This is a genomic window from Nonomuraea maheshkhaliensis, assembly GCF_039529435.1.
In the GTDB taxonomy this organism is placed as follows: domain Bacteria; phylum Actinomycetota; class Actinomycetes; order Streptosporangiales; family Streptosporangiaceae; genus Nonomuraea; species Nonomuraea maheshkhaliensis.
Genome location: NZ_BAAAMU010000138.1, coordinates 1 through 14,489 on the forward strand (window position 1 = coordinate 1; position 14,489 = coordinate 14,489).

The window sequence follows — 14,489 nt, forward strand, 5'->3', positions numbered from 1 at the left end:
GCCTGGCCAGCAGCGCCCCCGCCGCGCCCAGCGCCAGGCCGGTGGCGGCGAGCAGCGCGAGCACCCACCAGCGCTCGCCGGCGAAGGCTCGCACCCGCTGGGCCCAGCCCAGCGGGGACAGCCACGCGAGGATCTCCACCTTGGCGGCGTCGCCGCGGGCGCGCAGCAGGAAGGCCAGCCCGAGGACCGCGGCGGACAAGGCGTTGGTGGCGCGTGCGTGTGTGGTGAGCTGGGCGGCGAGGAGGGCGACGCCGGTGAACACCCAGCCGGTGCCGCCCACCGCGGCGCCGAAGGCCAACGCGCCCGCCGCGGGCAGTCTCTGGCCGGTCAGACCCGCCGTGATGAGCACGACGATGAGGAGGTTCGTGGCCGCGGCGAGGAGCACCGCCGCGGCCGGGATCGCCTGGCGGCCGATCGGTCCGGCGCCGATGAGTTCGGCGCGGCCGCTCTCCTCCTCCGCGCGGGTGTGCCGGGTCACCATGAGGATGCTCATCAACGCGGCCAGCACGGCCGTCACGGTGGTGGCCCGCCAGGCGGTCAGCCCGCCGACCGAGCCGGCGTCGAACACCGGCCCGGTCAGCGCCTGCAGGGCGGGGGTGGCGCTGATGGTGAGGCCCAGCGCGATGCGCTGACCTGCCTGCGGATACAGCTCGGCGATGGCCGCGGCGCTGGCGACGATGACTCCGGCGATCACGACGGTCCAGACGGGTAGCGCTACGCGGTCACGGCGCAGCGCCAGCCGTACCAACGTCGGCGTGCCGGTCATGCCGGTCATGCCGGTCCTGCCGCGGCCTGGTAGTGGCGCAGGAACAGCTCTTCCAAGGTGGCCGGCCGGCAGGTCAGCGCGCGCACCCCGGAGCCGGTGAGCAGGCGCAGCACCGCCTGCAGATGTTCGCCGTCGACCTGGCAGTGGACCCGGGAGCCGTCTACGGTCAGGCCGTGCACGCCCGCCACAGCGGCCAGGCCGCCGGGGACGGCGTCGAGGTCGGCGTCGATGGTGGTGCGAGTGAGATGACGCAGAGTGGCCAGCGTGCCGCTCTCCACCGTCCGACCGTCGCGGATGATCGTGACCTGATCGCAGAGCGCCTCGACCTCCGACAGGCTGTGGCTGGACAGCAGCACCGTCCGGCCGCGGCCGCGTTCCTCACCGATGACCTCGCGGAAAGCGGCCTCCATCAGCGGGTCCAGCCCGGAGGTCGGCTCATCCAGCAGCAGCAGCTCGACGTCCGAGGCCAGCGCGGCGATCAGGGCCACCTTCTGGCGGTTGCCCTTGGAATAGGTGCGGCCCTTCTTGGCGGGGTCGAGGGCGAAGCGCGCCAGCAGCGCCGTCTTGCGCCGCCTGTCCAACCCGCCGCGCATGCGGCCGAGCAGGTCGATGGCCTCGCCGCCGGACAGGGTGGGCCACAGCACGACGTCGCCGGGCACGTACGCCAGCCGCCGGTGCAGCTCGACCGCGTCGCGCCAGGGGTGCCCGCCGAGCAGTTCGGCGTGCCCGGAGCCGGCGCGCAGCAGGCCGAGCAGGATCCGCAAGGTGGTGGTCTTGCCCGAGCCGTTCGGGCCGAGGAAGCCGTGGACCTCGCCGGTCTGTACGACCAGGTCGAGCCCGTCCAGGGCACGGGCCGTACCAAAAGACTTGGTCAAGCCGCTGATGAGGATGGCGGGACTGCTCGCCATGGGGCGCCTCCACGAAGCCGGTCCGATATGACGTTGCCGACCAGACTTCCCGGCGCTCCACCAAGGACAGTAACAGCGCCGCCCTGTCTCCTCCAGATGCCGGCCACGCCACATCTCGCGGGCCGTCCTTGCCGCGGCACGCGGCGTATCTGCGGCAGGGCACCTCCGGTCCGACCCCATGGCACCTGCACGCGTCCCTGCTGCCGGGTGAGCGCCTCGGCCCGCGTGCGAGCGATCAGGCACCCCGATCAGCACCACGATCGGATCGCCGTCTCCTCACCTCAGCCGACGATGACGCGCTCCTCGGGCAACTGGTAGCGGCGGGCCCGGTCTTTCAGCGCCAGGGCTGTGCCCAGGGTGAGCGGGCCGATCCTGCCGATGAACATGAGCATCACCAGCAACAGGTGGCCGGCCGGTGGGAGATCGGCGGTGATCCCGGTGGACAGGCCGACCGTGGCGAAGGCCGAGACGACCTCGAACAGCACCCGGTCCAGACTGTGCGAGGTCAGCGCCAGGAGCAGGTACGTCGACAGCGCGACCAGCGCCACGCTGATGAGGCTGATCGCCAGAGCCTGCCGCTGCGCCGGCTCCGGCAGGCGGCGATGACCGACGTTGACCTCGCGCTCGCCGCGCATCTCGGCCCAGATGACGAACGCGAGCAGGCCGAACGTGGTGACCTTGATGCCGCCCGCCGTGCCGGCGCTGCCGCCGCCGATGAACATCAGCAGGTCGGTGGCCAGCCAGCTGGTGGGATCCATGCCGGCGATGTCGACGCTGTTGAAGCCCGCGGTACGCGCCATGACAGCGGCGAAGAAGGCGGCCAGCAGCTTGCCGGAGTCATCGAGCGTGCCCAGCGTCTTGGGGTTGTGCCACTCCGCGGCCAGGAAGACCAGCGTCCCTGCGGCCAGCAGGACGGCGGTGACGCCGACGGTGATCCTGGTCAGCACCGACCAGCGGCGGGGCCGGCGCCAACCGCGCAGCAGCTCGAAGACCACCGGGAAGCCGAGCCCGCCCACGATCACCGCGGCCGCGATGGTCAGGCAGATCCACGGGTCGGCGACGAAGCGCATCACACTGTCCGGCCACAAAGCGAAGCCGGCGTTGTTGAAGGCCGAGATCGCGTGGAAGACCCCCAGATAGACGGCTCGGCCCCACGGCTCGCCATAGCCGAGCAAGAACCGGCCGGTGAGGATCACCGCCGTGACGGCCTCGCACAGCAGGCTGAAGACCACCACGCGCCGGACCACGTGCCGCACGTCAGCCATGCTCAGCGTTTTGGTCTCGGCCTGGGCGAAGATCCTGGCACGCAGCCCGAGACGCCCGGCCACCAGGACGGTGAACAGGGTCGCCAGGGTCATGATGCCCAGCCCACCGACCTGGATGAGCCCGGCGATCACGCTCTCCCCGACCATCGACCAGTGCGTCGGGGTGTCCACGACCACCAGCCCGGTGACACACACCGCCGAGGTGGCGGTGAACAGGGCGGCCAGCAGACCGGCCGACTCCCCTGACTCGGTGGCGATCGGCAGGGCGAGCACAGCCGCGCCGATCACGACCGCCATCCCGAAGCCGGTGACGATCACCCGCGCCGGGTGCTGGAACCAGTCAAGGACCCGTGGCCACCGTCTCATGCCGCAGGCACATGCGCGCCGAGCCGGTCCACGACAACCCCCGCACCCGGGCTGTGCGCACAGAGCCTGCGAGTCATCCGGAGCGGCCAGGCCACGACCGCGCAGATCGGGAACCCGACACGAGCGCGGCCTGGACCGTAGCCCTGCCGGCCGTGAACGGCGCGGTCGGCGACCGACCGCTGCGCCAGCACCATGAAGGGCACCCTTCAGCAGACCCCGTCAAGACGCCTCGCACCTTACCCAGGCCACAGGGGCAGCGGAGGAGGGCAAGGCGTCAAGAAGACGTATGAATCGCGAAACCCGTACCGGGTTGGCAAAGGCTGAGATTTCCGGATGCGGGCCGGCCGGACTGTGGTCATCGGGTCTGCCGGTGCCAGCGCTGCAGCAGCGCAGGGAGCTCGCTGAGCAGGAAGTCGTAGAAGGCGTGCATCTGGGCCAGGCGCTGATGGGCGGGTCCGCTCTCGTCGGTGGCGGCGATCCCGGCGGCCGCGGCCTGGAGCATAGCCTGGATGACGGTGTTCTGGCTGGTGAACAGAGTGGCCCAGGCGTCGTCGCGGAGCCGGTAGTGCTCGCGCCGGCTGCCGGGTGAGGGCAGGCGTTCGATCAGCCCGACCGTGGCCAGGGACTTGATCGCGCCCGACACCGAGCCCGCGCTGGCCTCCAGCCGTATTGCGATCTCGCCGGCGGTGACGCTCTCCTGGTCGGTGAACAGGAAGACGGCCAGGGTGCGCGCGGCCATGCGCTGCAGTCCGCCTTCAATCAGGGTCAGGGCCAGCCGTTCCGCCGCCTGCCACTGCTCATTCCGGTCGCTCACGTGTTCGCCTCCTTGAGGAGAAACAGAATACCGAACACACCGACCCTTCAGAAATTTCTGAAAAGTCGGTATAGTTCGCGCATCGGCCTCCCCGAGAGGTTCGATGGTGTGCCGGGAAGCCTGGTCGGCGATGTGACCTCCCATCAGCCTCGACAGGAAGTTGACCGGTCATGACCCTGCTCAGTCGTCTGTACGGTGTGCGCCCCGCCCTGCGTCACCAGGTGCGCGTGCGCCGCGACGTGAAGATCCCGGCCGCCGACGGTGTGCGACTGCTGGCCACCCACTACTACCCGGCCGATCTGGACCGGCCGCCGCTGGTGCTGCTGCGCAGCCCGTACGGCCGGGGCAACGCCCTGGACCGGCTTCCGGCGCTGCTGGCCGAGCGCGGCTACCAGGTGCTGTATCAGAGCCTGCGTGGCACGGCCGGCTCAGGCGGCCACTTCGACGGGTTCGTCATCGACCCGGCCGACGGCGACGGCACGCTGAGCTGGCTGCGCGCCCAGCCGTGGTTCGGCGGCGAGCTGGCCACCTGGGGTGCCAGCTACCTCGGCTTCGTGCAGTGGGAGCTGGCCGCCCGCGAAATCCCGGAATGGAAGATCGCGCTGATCCAGGACGCGCCGTCCTCCTTCGCCGAACGCTTCATGTACCCGGGCGGCGCGTTCGCGACCGGGAACGCGCTGGGCTGGGTACAGCTGGTGGAGCGGATGTTCACCAGCGGCTACGGCATCGCGCGCCAGATGGCCGGCTTGGTCGGCGCCGCGCGGCGGCTGACGCGCGCCACGCTCACCCTCCCCTTGGTGGAGGCCGATCAGGCACTGACCGGGCACCTGGTGCCGTGGTTTCGGGACTGGGTCGGCCACAGTCCCGCCGAGCCGTACTGGGCGAGCACCGATCACCGTGCCAACGTTGCGCGGATGCCGCCGGTGGTGCATCTGCAGGGCGGCTGGCACGACTTCTTCCTGCCGGGAATGCTGGCCGACCACGCCGCCCTACTCGCCGCCGGTCGGAGCGTGCGGCTGCTGGTCGGCCCGTGGGGGCACGGTCGCGGGCTTTACACCCGCGAAGGGCTGGCTGATGCGCTCGCCGCACTGGACGCCACGCTGCTCGGACGGCAGGCGCCCTCGGGCGTCCGGCTGTTCGTCACCGGCGCGGGCCGCTGGATCGACGTGCCCGCCTGGCCGCCCGCGCACCAGCCGACCCCCTGGTTCCTGCACCCGGGCGGCGGGCTGAGCCGAACCCGGCACGACGGCCATGCCGCGCCCAGCCGCTATCGCTACGACCCCACCGACCCCACCCCCACCATCGGCGGCACGCAAGTGGGCCTGTCGGCGGGCGCGAAGGACAACCGCTCCGTCGAGGCCAGAGCTGACGTGCTCACCTTCACCACCACGCCGCTGGGCGAAGACGTTGAAGCCGTCGGCCCGGTACGCGTGAGGCTGCACGCGCGCTCGGCCAACCCGCACGTCGACTACTTCGCCCGGATATGCGACGTGGACACGCGGGGCCGATCGGTCAACGTGTGCGACGGCATCGTCCGGCTGCACGAGCCCGGTGACATCCGCGTCGCCGACATCGACCTGTGGCCGATGGCCCACCGCTTCCGGCGCGGCCACCGCATCCGGCTGCAGGTCTCCAGCGGCGCCCACCCCCGTTTCGGCCGCAACCCCGGCACCGGCGAACCGCTCGCGACCGGACAAGGCCTGCGCGCCTCACAGCACGAGATCTTCCACGATCACCACAACCCCTCAGCCCTCTGGCTGCCCCTCATGTCGGGAGCATCATGAAAGTCCTTGTGCTCGGCGGCAGCCACCACGTGGGCCGCGCCGTCGTGGAGACCGCGCTGGAGCGCGGGGATGAGGTGAGCACGCTCAACCGCGGCCTCAGCCGCGAACCCACGCCCGGAGTACAGACGCTCATCGCCGACCGCACCGTCCCCGAGGCTGTCCGCCGGGCGCTGGGCGCCGGAGAATGGGACGCGGTCGTTGACACCTGGGCCTGGGCGCCTCGGACGGTCCGTGACAGCGCCCGCCTGCTGGCCGGCCGGGCCGGGCACTACGGCTACGTCTCCAGCCGCGGCGTGCACCGCTGGCCCTGGCCGCCCGCCGCCGACGAGAGCGCCCCGCTCGTGGACGGCGACCCCGCCAGTCAGGACGCCGCCGATTACGCCGCAGCCAAGCGCGGCGGCGAACTCGCCGTCACCGAATCCTTCGCCGGACGAGCGCTGCTGGCCAGGGCCGGAATGATCCTCGGCCCGTATGAGGACGTCGGCCGTATCCCGTGGTGGCTGCGCCGCCTGGAAAGGGGCGGCCGCATCCTGGCCCCCGCTCCCGCCGACACGCCCCTGCAATACCTCGACGTCCGCGACCTGGCCACCTGGATGCTCTCCTCGGCCGAACGCGGCCTGGCCGGCGCCTTCACCGTGACCGGCCCACCCGGCGCGATCACCCTCGGCGACCTGCTCACCACGGCGCTGGAGGTCACCGGCTTCGACACCGAACTGGTGTGGGCGCCGCCGGAGCTACTCCAGCACTACGGCCTGCCGCTCGGCATGGAGCTCGGGCTGCGGCTGCCGGACGGCAGCGTCCCGAGCGGTATGCACGACGCCGACGTCAGCGCCGCCCTGGCCGAAGGCCTCACCACGCGCCCGCTACGCGAGACCCTCGCCGGCACCTGGGCCTGGCTCCAGGCCGAAGGCGACCCCACGCCCCGCGCGGACGCCCCTTCCCCTGACACCTGGCTGGACGCCGCCGCCGAACAGCGGCTGCTCGCCCAGCTCTCCCACTGACGAAAAGGGCAGCCCCTCATCATGCGCGCCATCATCATCGGAGCCGGCATCGCCGGCCTGGCCACCGCCCTGCGCCTGCACCAGGCCGGCTGGGACACCCTCATCGTCGAACGCGCGCCCGCCCGCCGCGGCGGCGGCTACGCCGTCACCTTCGGCGGCATCGGCTACGACGCTGCGGAACGCATGGGCATCCTGGCCGACCTGCGCGCCCAGGCGTTCGACACCACCGAACTCGTCTACCACAAGCCGAACGGCGAACGCCGCTTCTCCCTCGACCGCGCCACCATCGCCGCCACCACCGGGCCGCGCTCCATCACCATCCTGCGCGGCGACCTGGAAGCCGTCCTGTACGACAAGGTCCGCGGCCGCACCGAGATCCGCTTCGGCACCACCCTCACGCACGTGGACCAGGACGACCAGGCCGTCCGCGTGAGCTTGACCGACGGCACCGTCGAGGAGGCCGACCTGCTGATCGGCGCCGACGGCCTGCACTCGGCCACCCGCGCCCTGGCCTTCGGCCCGGAAGAGGACTTCCTGCTCGACCTGGAGCACAGGGTCGCCGTCTTCATGCTGGATCGGCGGCCCGACACCATCGCGCCCGGCGCGACCGGCACCCTGTCGTCCAACGGCCGTACCGCGGCCTTCATCAGCGTCGGCGATGGCCGCAACGTCGCCTTCTTCGGCTACCGGGCCGAGCACGCCCGTCCCGGTGAGGATGTCGCCACCCAGCTGGGACGCGTCTACGGCGATCTGGGCTGGGTCATTCCCGAAGCCCTCGCCGCTCTGGCGCGGGCCGAGTCGGTCTACTTCGACACCATCAGCCAGGTCGTCGCCCCGCGCTGGAGCAACGGCCGGGTGGTGCTGCTGGGCGACGCGGCCTGGTGCGTCACCCTGTTCGCCGGGTACGGCTCCGCGCTGGCCGTCGGCGGAGCCGACCGGCTCGGCACCGAACTGGCCAAGCGCCCCTGCGACGTCCCCGCCGCCCTGGCCGCCTGGGAGGCCGCCATCCGGCCCGAAGCCGAACGCAAACAGAAGCTCGGCCGCCGGGTCAAAGGCGTCTACGCCCCCGCCAACCCGGTCCTGCTGTGGCTGACTCAGCTGCCGCTGCGCCTCGCCGCCCTGCCGCCCGTGCGCCGGCACATGACCCGCCGCTTCATCAAGGGCTGACCGGATCGCTCCCGATGTCGAGCCGGCCGTCGGCGACGGCGGCGCGCAGCAGCTCGGTGACCCGGTCGCGGTCCGCGTCGGACGCGCGCAGCGCCCGCGGGGAAGTCTTCTCCAGACCCCGCACGGGGAACTCTTGCGTCATCAGGTTCTCCTTCCGCCGGCCCGGAGCGACACCCCCGGGCCGGCCATGCCCGATCTCGACCGGGTGCCGGGCCGCCGTCAGCCGAGGCAGGCGCGGACGGCCGTGGCCAGGTTTGCCGCGCGCGGGTCGTCGGGCCGGTAGTTCCAGAGGTTCGTGACGTAGGCGAAGCCGACGCCGGCGTCGGGGTCGGGGAAGCCGATCGAGCCGCCGGAGCCCGGGTGCCCGAACGACGCAGGCCCGGTCATCGGCATCGGCTGGCAGGCCCGCCAGAAGCCGAGCGACATCCAGAACGAGCGGTCGGCCGGAACGTTCAGGCCGGGCGGCAGCCCATGCATCCGCGTCGTGTCGGTCTGCACGTCCGTCATCCGCTCGACGGTCGATGGGTTGAGCAGTCGTACCCCGTCGACGTCGCTGACGGTGGCGGCGTACATGCGAGCCACCGACCGGGCGTCGGCGATCATGTTCGCGGCCGGGAACTCGGCGGCGCGCCAGGCGCGCGTGGCGTAGACCGCGGGGTCGGTCAGGGCGCCGGCGAGATCGCCGGCGCGGGCCTGGACCGAGCCCGGCGCCCACACGGCGTTCACCCAGGCGGTGACCGTGTCCGCGTCGAGGCCGGTGGTCGCGATCAGCCCGGCCAGCAGTTCCTCGTAGCTGAACGGGGCGGCCTCGTGGAGCCGGGCCACCCGCTTCTCCTGCTTCTCCGGCAGCCCGATCCAGGCGCTCAGCCGGAGCGGGGCGGCCACCTCCTCGGCGAAGAAGGTGCCGAGCGACTTGCCGGTGATCCGGCGGACGACCTCGCCGACCAGGAATCCGTAGGTGACGCTGTGGTAGACGTGCTCGGTGCCCGGCTGCCACAGCGGCTTCTGCGCTTCGAGCGCGCGGATGACCGGGTGCCAGGCGCACGCCTGCTCGAACGTCAGCGGCCCGTCCACGATCGGCAGGCCGGCCTGGTGCGACAGTAACCAGCGCACCGGGATCTGCTCCTTGCCGGCGGCGGCGAACTCCGGCCAGTAGCGCGCCACCGGGGCGTCCAGGTCCAGCAGGCCGCGCTGGACCAGCAGGTGGGCGCAGATGGCGGTGGCGCCCTTCGTGGTGGAGGCGACCTGGACGATGGTGTTCTTGCGCCATGGCCGCCGCGCCTCGCGATCGGCCAGGCCGCCCCACAGGTTGACGACAGGGCGGCCGCCGACGTAGACGCTGCACGCCGCACCGACCTCGCCAGGATTCTGGAAGTTCTTGCGGAACGCGTCGGCGACCTTTCCCCAGCCGTGCTCGACGCCGCGCTCGCCGTCGTCCACGGAGGCGCCGGCGGGGCCGGTGAGGGCGGCGTGCGTGCCGGCGAGCGCGCCGGCGCCCAGCATGCCCTTCAGCACGGTCCGGCGCCCGATGTTTCCCTGCTCGGGTGTTCCGTTGGGCATGACGTCATTCCTCTCAATTGGTCCAAGATTTCGGGATCATCTGGTGTGACGGTGCAAGCGCCGGCTTCGCGGCTCTGGCGACTGAGCTGCCCACGTCCGCTTCGTGGTTACGCGTCCCAGGTGACCGGGAGGCTCTTGACGCCGTAGATGTCGGCGATCTCCGGGCGCAGGGCGACCTGTTCGGCCGGTACGGCCAGGCGGAGGGTCGGGAAGCGGTTGAGCAGGGCCGGGAAGGCCACGCGCATCTCGACGCGGGCGAGCTGCTGGCCCAGGCACTGGTGGATGCCGTGGCTGAAGGCCAGGTGGCCGCCGTCCTGCCGGTGGATGTCGAGGGTGTGGGGGTCGGTGAAGCGGGCGGGGTCGCGGTTGGCGGTGTTGAGGGCCAGGACGACCGTCGAGCCGGCGGTGATGGTGTGGCCGCCCAGCTCGACGTCCTCCAGCGCGACCCGGAAGAACTGCTTGGCGACCGTCAGGTAACGCAGCAGTTCCTCCACCGCCTGGTCGGTGAGCGACGGGTCGGCGCGTAGCGCGGCCGTCTGGTCGGGGTTCTGCAGCAGGGCGAAGGTGCCCAGGGCGAGCATGTTGGCGGTGGTGTCGAAGCCGGCCGACAGCAGGATCAGGGCCATGCCCTGCAACTCCTCGTCGGTGAGGTCGCTGTCGAGCAGGTCGCTGAGCACGTCGTCGGTGGGGTTGGCGCGCTTGGCGGCGACCAGCTCGGCGAGGTACTGCTGGACTGCGACGTAGGCGGTGCCCACCTCCTCGTCGCTGGCCTCGCCGCCGAGGAACTTGTCGATGTGGTCCTGGAAGAAACCCCGGTCCTCGTACGGCACGCCGAGCAGCTCGCAGATCACGATGGCCGGGATCGGCTTGGCGAACGCCGTCACCAAGTCCACGGTCGGCCCGGCCTTCTCCATGGCGTCCAGGTGCTCGGCGGTGATCTGCTCGACCCGCTCGGTGAGCAACCGCATCCGGCGGACGGTGAACTTGCCGACCAGCGGCTTGCGATAGCGGCCGTGTTGCGGCTCGTCCATCAGCAGGAACTCACCGGGCGGCGCCGGGGGCACCTCGATGTCGCCGTAGTCGATGACCGGGTGGTGGTGCATGAGCTCCCGGCGGGAGCTGAAGCGGGGGTCGGCCAGGATCGAGCGGGTCAGGTCGTAGCCGGTGACCACCCAGCCCTGGTGGCCGTCGGGGAAGGTGAAACGGCTGATCGGGCTCTGCTCCCGGGCGTCGATCAGCTCCTTGGGCGGGTCGAAGGGACAGCCGGAGGTGCGGCTGGTGGGCATCGAGGGGAGGGTGTGGGTCATGGTCTGTCCCTTTCAGGAAATCTTGCGGCGGTAGGTACTCATGGCGAAGGCGTAGGCGACGACGAGGATGCCGACGCACCAGGCCAGCGCGACCCAGATGTCGTTGCCGACCGGCTGCCCGGCGAACAGGGCGCGGATGGCGTTGACGATGGAGGTGACCGGCTGGTTGTCGGCGAAGACGCGCAGGACCGTGGGCATGGTGTCGGTGGGCACGAAGGCCGAGCTGAGGAAGGGCAGGAAGATGAGCGGGTAGGAGAACGCGCTCGCGCCCTCCATGGTCTTGGCCGACAGGCCGGGGATGACGGCGATCCAGGTCAGCGCCAGGGTGAACAGGACCAGGATGCCGGCCACCGACAGCCAGGCCAGCACTCCGGCGCTGGAGCGGAAGCCCATCAGCAGGGCCACCAGCATGACGATCACGAGCGAGACCAGGTTGGCGACCAGCGAGGTCAGCACGTGCGCCCACAACACCGACGAGCGGGCGGTCGGCATCGACTGGAAGCGCTCGAAGATGCCGCCCTGCATGTCCATGAACAGCCGGTAGGCGGTGTAAGCGATGCCCGAGGCGACCGTGATGAGCAGGATGCCGGGCAGCATGTAGTTCACGTACGAGGTGCCGGACCCGATGCTGATGGCACCGCCGAAGACGTAGACGAACATGAGCATCATGGCGATCGGCATGATGGCGGTGGTGATGATGGTGTCGGGGCTGCGGGTGATGTGGCGCAGGGACCGTCCGAGCAGGACGGTGGTGTCGCCGAAGAAGTGCTTGCTCATGGCGGGGTTCCTCAGGCTTTCGTGCCGACGAGGGACAGGAACACGTCCTCGAGGGTTGGCTGCTTCTCGACGTACTCGACCTTGGCGGGCGGCAGCAGCCGCTTGAGCTCGTCCAGGGTGCCGTTGACGATGATCCGGCCTTCGTGCAAGATCGCGATCCGGTCGGCGAGCTGCTCGGCCTCGTCCAGGTACTGGGTGGTGAGCAGCACCGTGGTGCCGCCCTCGGCGAGCTCCTTGACGGCCTGCCAGACCTCGATGCGGGCCTGGGGGTCGAGGCCGGTGGTGGGCTCGTCCAGGAAGATGACGGGCGGGTCGCCGATCAGGCTCATCGCGATGTCGAGGCGGCGGCGCATGCCGCCGGAGTAGGTGGCCACCTTGCGGGCGCCGGCGTCGGTGAGCGAGAAGCGGGCGAGCAGGTCGTCGGCGACCTGGCCGGGGTTCCTGAGGTGGCGCAGGCGGGCGACCAGCACGAGGTTCTCGCGCCCGCTGAGGATCTCGTCCACGGCGGCGAACTGGCCGGTGAGGCTGATGGACTCGCGGACGTCGGCCGCCCGCGTGGCCACGTCGAAGCCGTTGACGCGGGCGGTGCCGGCGTCGGGCTTGAGCAGCGTGCACAGGATCTTCACTGCCGTGGTCTTGCCGGCTCCGTTGGAGCCGAGCAGGGCGAAGATGCTGCCGCGCGCGACCTCGAAGTTCACGCCGCGCAGCACGTGCAGGTCCTTGTAGGACTTCTCCAGGCCGTGCACCTGGATCGCCGGAGCTTTCTGGGTCGTCATCACTGTTTCCTGTCGTCCTGCGCGGCGCGCTCGATGGCGCTGGTGAAGCGGTTGCGCTCGCGGGTCCGGTACTGTCCGAGGGGGTAGTTGGCCATGAACGCCTCGACGAACTCCACGGGGTCGTCGCCGAAGATGTCGCGGATCGGGGTGCCGTCCGCCGCGCTCCGCTCGAACAGCTCCATGAGGTCTTCGTACATCGTCATCGCGCCGGCGCCGTCGGCCGGCCCGAAGTGCATCAGGTACCGTTCCATCGCTTCGACCGCCGTGCGGTAGTTGTCGGGGAGCCCCTTGACGCGGGCCTTGTACTGCCGCCAGCGCTTCTTCTCCTCCAGGGGCCCGGTGACGAGCTCCAGGTACTGCAGGTACCGGCTCTTGGATTCGTCAGCCATGTCTACTTGTCTCCTTTGCGAAGTCGTTGGAGCCGTTCGGCCAGGAAGGCCCAGGTCTTCCAGAACTCGTCCAGGTCCTTGCGTCCCTGGGCGCTGAGGGAGTACACCTTGCGCGGCGGCCCCTTCTCCGACGGCACCTTCCGCACGTCGACCAGGCCGCGCCGCTCGACGCGGACCAGGAGGGCGTAGACGGTGCCCTCGGCGATGTCGGCGAAGCCCTGGGCACGCAGCCACGCCGTGATCTCGTAGCCGTGGGCGGGCCGGCCGGACAGGATCGCCAGAACGATGCCCTCCAGCGTTCCCTTGAGCATCTCCGTCACTTGCCTGCTCATCGCCGTCCTCCTTCTGCCGCTATTCGGTGTCGCTGAGTACTGGTACAAAGTAACACCTACTACCGGTACCTAGCAACACCGAATAGTTTCGGCGCACTCTCGCCCGTGACGCGATCCCGTGCGCCGCAGGCCGCCCCTTCCAGAGCGCCAAGATCCCGACGGGGTGCGCCTGGTTCGCGTAGGGGTTGTGGCTCTTCGCCCCCGACTCGGACGGGACTGGCGCGGGTCGCGGGCGCCAAGGCGGCCTATGACGTCAGCGCGGCCACCCCCGGCGGCGACCGAGACGACCACGTTCAGCACGCAGTCGATCACCAGGGATGCCCCGCCACCAGGCCGGCCCGCCGTCCGAGGTGGGTCCTGGCCTCCCCGCACGCGCCGCCGCCGTCGGGGAAGGCGGCGATGACCTGCCGATAGGAGAAGGTGAGCACGGCCCCCGAGGCCGGCCCGGCCACGTCCTTACATATGCATTTCCAACGCCAGCAGCTCGAACAACTACGCGAAAACGTACTGTTCAGCCGACCGAGTGGCCGTGGGCGGCGGCGAGTTCGCGTACGACCTGGACGACGGCGGGAGAGTCGTTGCGAAGGATCTCGCTGTGGTTGCTCGCGACCTTCGCGCTCACCTTGATGTTCGGGTCATGGGCGAGCACCGGATCGAGCGCCTTCCGCCCCTGTTCCATCTCCCCTTCCTGGCTCCCGAGGCTGTCACCCGCGGCCAGGACGAACCACACCGGGCAGATCAGCCGCTCGAGGACCGGCACGCTGGCGGCGGCGATCTCGTTGAGCTCGATGTTGACCTCAGCGTGCTCGTCGGCGCTCATCCGCGCGGCCAGGCCCACCCTGGCGGCGACCGGGATGAACAACCGCCTGCGCCGGAACAGCTTGCGGATTCGCTCCGCGCCGCCCCCGCCGGTCGGACCGACCGGGAAGGCGTCGACCGCGACCAGGCCGGCGAGGTGCGACATGCGTACGCTCGACAGCGAACTCGCCGATTCGGGGTATGCGCCCAAGTTCATCGATGCCCTCGCGAGCGCTCGCCGCGCGGCCGGGAGACTGGCCACTGCCGGCGAAGACGTCCACCGGGACACGGCGGTGACGGGGCTGAAACGGAGGGTTCATGAGGCCCCGGAACGGGCTGGAGGCGCCGATCGCGACGGCCGGGACCTCGTCGGCTCCGCGGTGCGTCAGTCGACTACCGCACGGACCGCTTCAAACTATCGAGGCGCCGGTGTTCTGGTCGGCCGACATGTGCAGTCGCCGATCAAGAAGTAGAGAGTG

Annotated in this window: 16 protein-coding genes and 1 pseudogene; 4 read left to right on the top strand and 13 right to left on the bottom strand. The window is 70.8% G+C overall.

Annotation, left to right across the window (positions count from 1 at the left end):
• From ABFX54_RS47920 to ABFX54_RS47935, 4 genes and pseudogenes are all read right to left on the bottom strand, one after another.
• Nucleotides 1-775 (bottom strand): annotated as a pseudogene (locus ABFX54_RS47920) (ABC transporter permease); the annotation flags it as partial.
• A complete protein-coding gene (locus ABFX54_RS47925) occupies nucleotides 772-1,674 on the bottom strand; it encodes an ABC transporter ATP-binding protein (RefSeq protein ID WP_346113794.1) in 903 nt (300 codons plus the stop codon). The gene ABFX54_RS47925 and the pseudogene ABFX54_RS47920, both read right to left, overlap by 4 nt.
• 281 nt (nucleotides 1,675-1,955) lie before the next feature.
• Complete coding sequence (locus ABFX54_RS47930) at nucleotides 1,956-3,305, bottom strand: TrkH family potassium uptake protein (protein WP_346113795.1); 1,350 nt, start codon at nucleotides 3,303-3,305, stop codon at nucleotides 1,956-1,958.
• A gap of 355 nt (nucleotides 3,306-3,660) precedes the next feature.
• Nucleotides 3,661-4,119, bottom strand: a complete 459-nt coding sequence (locus ABFX54_RS47935) for a GbsR/MarR family transcriptional regulator (protein WP_346113796.1) — start codon at nucleotides 4,117-4,119, stop codon at nucleotides 3,661-3,663.
• A gap of 170 nt (nucleotides 4,120-4,289) precedes the next feature.
• Between ABFX54_RS47935 and ABFX54_RS47940 the strand changes: the two genes are divergently transcribed.
• From ABFX54_RS47940 to ABFX54_RS47950, 3 genes are read left to right on the top strand one after another with little or no spacing between them, the layout of a single operon-like run.
• Nucleotides 4,290-5,903 carry a CocE/NonD family hydrolase gene (locus ABFX54_RS47940; protein ID WP_346113797.1) on the top strand — a complete coding sequence of 538 codons (1,614 nt, stop codon included), beginning with the start codon at nucleotides 4,290-4,292 and terminating at the stop codon, nucleotides 5,901-5,903.
• Entirely contained in the window at nucleotides 5,900-6,904 is a 1,005-nt protein-coding gene (locus ABFX54_RS47945; protein WP_346113798.1) for a Rossmann-fold NAD(P)-binding domain-containing protein, read from the top strand. Before ABFX54_RS47940 ends, ABFX54_RS47945 begins: the two co-directional genes overlap by 4 nt.
• 21 nt (nucleotides 6,905-6,925) lie before the next feature.
• Complete coding sequence (locus ABFX54_RS47950) at nucleotides 6,926-8,071, top strand: FAD-dependent oxidoreductase (RefSeq protein ID WP_346113799.1); 1,146 nt, start codon at nucleotides 6,926-6,928, stop codon at nucleotides 8,069-8,071.
• Here ABFX54_RS47950 and ABFX54_RS47955 read toward each other — a convergent pair.
• The 9 genes from ABFX54_RS47955 to ABFX54_RS47995 all read right to left on the bottom strand — a co-directional run bounded on the left by ABFX54_RS47955 (nucleotide 8,061) and on the right by ABFX54_RS47995 (nucleotide 14,176).
• On the bottom strand, nucleotides 8,061-8,213 hold the full coding sequence (locus tag ABFX54_RS47955; RefSeq protein ID WP_346113800.1) for a DUF1707 SHOCT-like domain-containing protein: 153 nt from the start codon (nucleotides 8,211-8,213) through the stop codon (nucleotides 8,061-8,063). The two genes, ABFX54_RS47950 and ABFX54_RS47955, sit on opposite strands and share 11 nt — an antisense overlap.
• A 77-nt stretch (nucleotides 8,214-8,290) precedes the next feature.
• The gene (locus ABFX54_RS47960; protein ID WP_346113801.1) at nucleotides 8,291-9,631 is read right to left on the bottom strand and encodes a serine hydrolase domain-containing protein; all 1,341 of its coding nucleotides are present in this window, start codon (nucleotides 9,629-9,631) and stop codon (nucleotides 8,291-8,293) included.
• Nucleotides 9,632-9,738: 107 nt separating this feature from the next.
• A complete protein-coding gene (locus tag ABFX54_RS47965) occupies nucleotides 9,739-10,938 on the bottom strand; it encodes a cytochrome P450 (protein ID WP_346113803.1) in 1,200 nt (399 codons plus the stop codon).
• A 12-nt stretch (nucleotides 10,939-10,950) separates the two neighbouring features.
• The gene (locus ABFX54_RS47970) at nucleotides 10,951-11,715 is read right to left on the bottom strand and encodes an ABC transporter permease (protein WP_346113804.1); all 765 of its coding nucleotides are present in this window, start codon (nucleotides 11,713-11,715) and stop codon (nucleotides 10,951-10,953) included.
• 11 nt (nucleotides 11,716-11,726) lie between these two features.
• The gene (locus ABFX54_RS47975) at nucleotides 11,727-12,491 is read right to left on the bottom strand and encodes an ABC transporter ATP-binding protein (RefSeq protein ID WP_346113805.1); all 765 of its coding nucleotides are present in this window, start codon (nucleotides 12,489-12,491) and stop codon (nucleotides 11,727-11,729) included.
• The gene (locus ABFX54_RS47980; RefSeq protein ID WP_346113806.1) at nucleotides 12,491-12,880 is read right to left on the bottom strand and encodes a DUF1048 domain-containing protein; all 390 of its coding nucleotides are present in this window, start codon (nucleotides 12,878-12,880) and stop codon (nucleotides 12,491-12,493) included. The genes ABFX54_RS47975 and ABFX54_RS47980 overlap by 1 nt, the downstream gene beginning before the upstream one ends.
• Before the next feature lie 2 nt (nucleotides 12,881-12,882).
• Complete coding sequence (locus tag ABFX54_RS47985; RefSeq protein ID WP_346113807.1) at nucleotides 12,883-13,212, bottom strand: PadR family transcriptional regulator; 330 nt, start codon at nucleotides 13,210-13,212, stop codon at nucleotides 12,883-12,885.
• Between the two features lie 308 nt (nucleotides 13,213-13,520).
• Complete coding sequence (locus ABFX54_RS47990; protein WP_346113808.1) at nucleotides 13,521-13,664, bottom strand: hypothetical protein; 144 nt, start codon at nucleotides 13,662-13,664, stop codon at nucleotides 13,521-13,523.
• A gap of 59 nt (nucleotides 13,665-13,723) precedes the next feature.
• Nucleotides 13,724-14,176, bottom strand: a complete 453-nt coding sequence (locus ABFX54_RS47995) for a hypothetical protein (protein WP_346113809.1) — start codon at nucleotides 14,174-14,176, stop codon at nucleotides 13,724-13,726.
• Here ABFX54_RS47995 and ABFX54_RS48000 point away from each other — a divergent pair.
• The gene (locus ABFX54_RS48000; RefSeq protein WP_346113810.1) at nucleotides 14,175-14,483 is read left to right on the top strand and encodes a hypothetical protein; all 309 of its coding nucleotides are present in this window, start codon (nucleotides 14,175-14,177) and stop codon (nucleotides 14,481-14,483) included. The genes ABFX54_RS47995 and ABFX54_RS48000 overlap by 2 nt on opposite strands.
• The last annotated feature ends 6 nt before the right edge of the window (nucleotides 14,484-14,489 follow it).

Bases quoted from the DNA above. Each gene is read 5' to 3' on its own strand.
- ABFX54_RS47930 (WP_346113795.1), bottom strand. From the start codon at position 3,305: ATGAGACGGTGGCCACGGGTCCTTGACTGGTTCCAGCACCCGGCGCGG.
- ABFX54_RS47965 (WP_346113803.1), bottom strand. From the start codon at position 10,938: ATGACCCACACCCTCCCCTCGATGCCCACCAGCCGCACCTCCGGCTGT.
- ABFX54_RS47980 (WP_346113806.1), bottom strand. From the start codon at position 12,880: ATGGCTGACGAATCCAAGAGCCGGTACCTGCAGTACCTGGAGCTCGTC.
- ABFX54_RS48000 (WP_346113810.1), top strand. From the start codon at position 14,175: ATGCGTACGCTCGACAGCGAACTCGCCGATTCGGGGTATGCGCCCAAG.
- ABFX54_RS47985 (WP_346113807.1), bottom strand. From the start codon at position 13,212: ATGAGCAGGCAAGTGACGGAGATGCTCAAGGGAACGCTGGAGGGCATC.
- ABFX54_RS47945 (WP_346113798.1), top strand. From the start codon at position 5,900: ATGAAAGTCCTTGTGCTCGGCGGCAGCCACCACGTGGGCCGCGCCGTC.
- ABFX54_RS47970 (WP_346113804.1), bottom strand. From the start codon at position 11,715: ATGAGCAAGCACTTCTTCGGCGACACCACCGTCCTGCTCGGACGGTCC.
- ABFX54_RS47995 (WP_346113809.1), bottom strand. From the start codon at position 14,176: ATGTCGCACCTCGCCGGCCTGGTCGCGGTCGACGCCTTCCCGGTCGGT.
- ABFX54_RS47975 (WP_346113805.1), bottom strand. From the start codon at position 12,491: ATGACGACCCAGAAAGCTCCGGCGATCCAGGTGCACGGCCTGGAGAAG.
- ABFX54_RS47960 (WP_346113801.1), bottom strand. From the start codon at position 9,631: ATGCCCAACGGAACACCCGAGCAGGGAAACATCGGGCGCCGGACCGTG.
- ABFX54_RS47925 (WP_346113794.1), bottom strand. From the start codon at position 1,674: ATGGCGAGCAGTCCCGCCATCCTCATCAGCGGCTTGACCAAGTCTTTT.
- ABFX54_RS47950 (WP_346113799.1), top strand. From the start codon at position 6,926: ATGCGCGCCATCATCATCGGAGCCGGCATCGCCGGCCTGGCCACCGCC.
- ABFX54_RS47955 (WP_346113800.1), bottom strand. From the start codon at position 8,213: ATGACGCAAGAGTTCCCCGTGCGGGGTCTGGAGAAGACTTCCCCGCGG.
- ABFX54_RS47940 (WP_346113797.1), top strand. From the start codon at position 4,290: ATGACCCTGCTCAGTCGTCTGTACGGTGTGCGCCCCGCCCTGCGTCAC.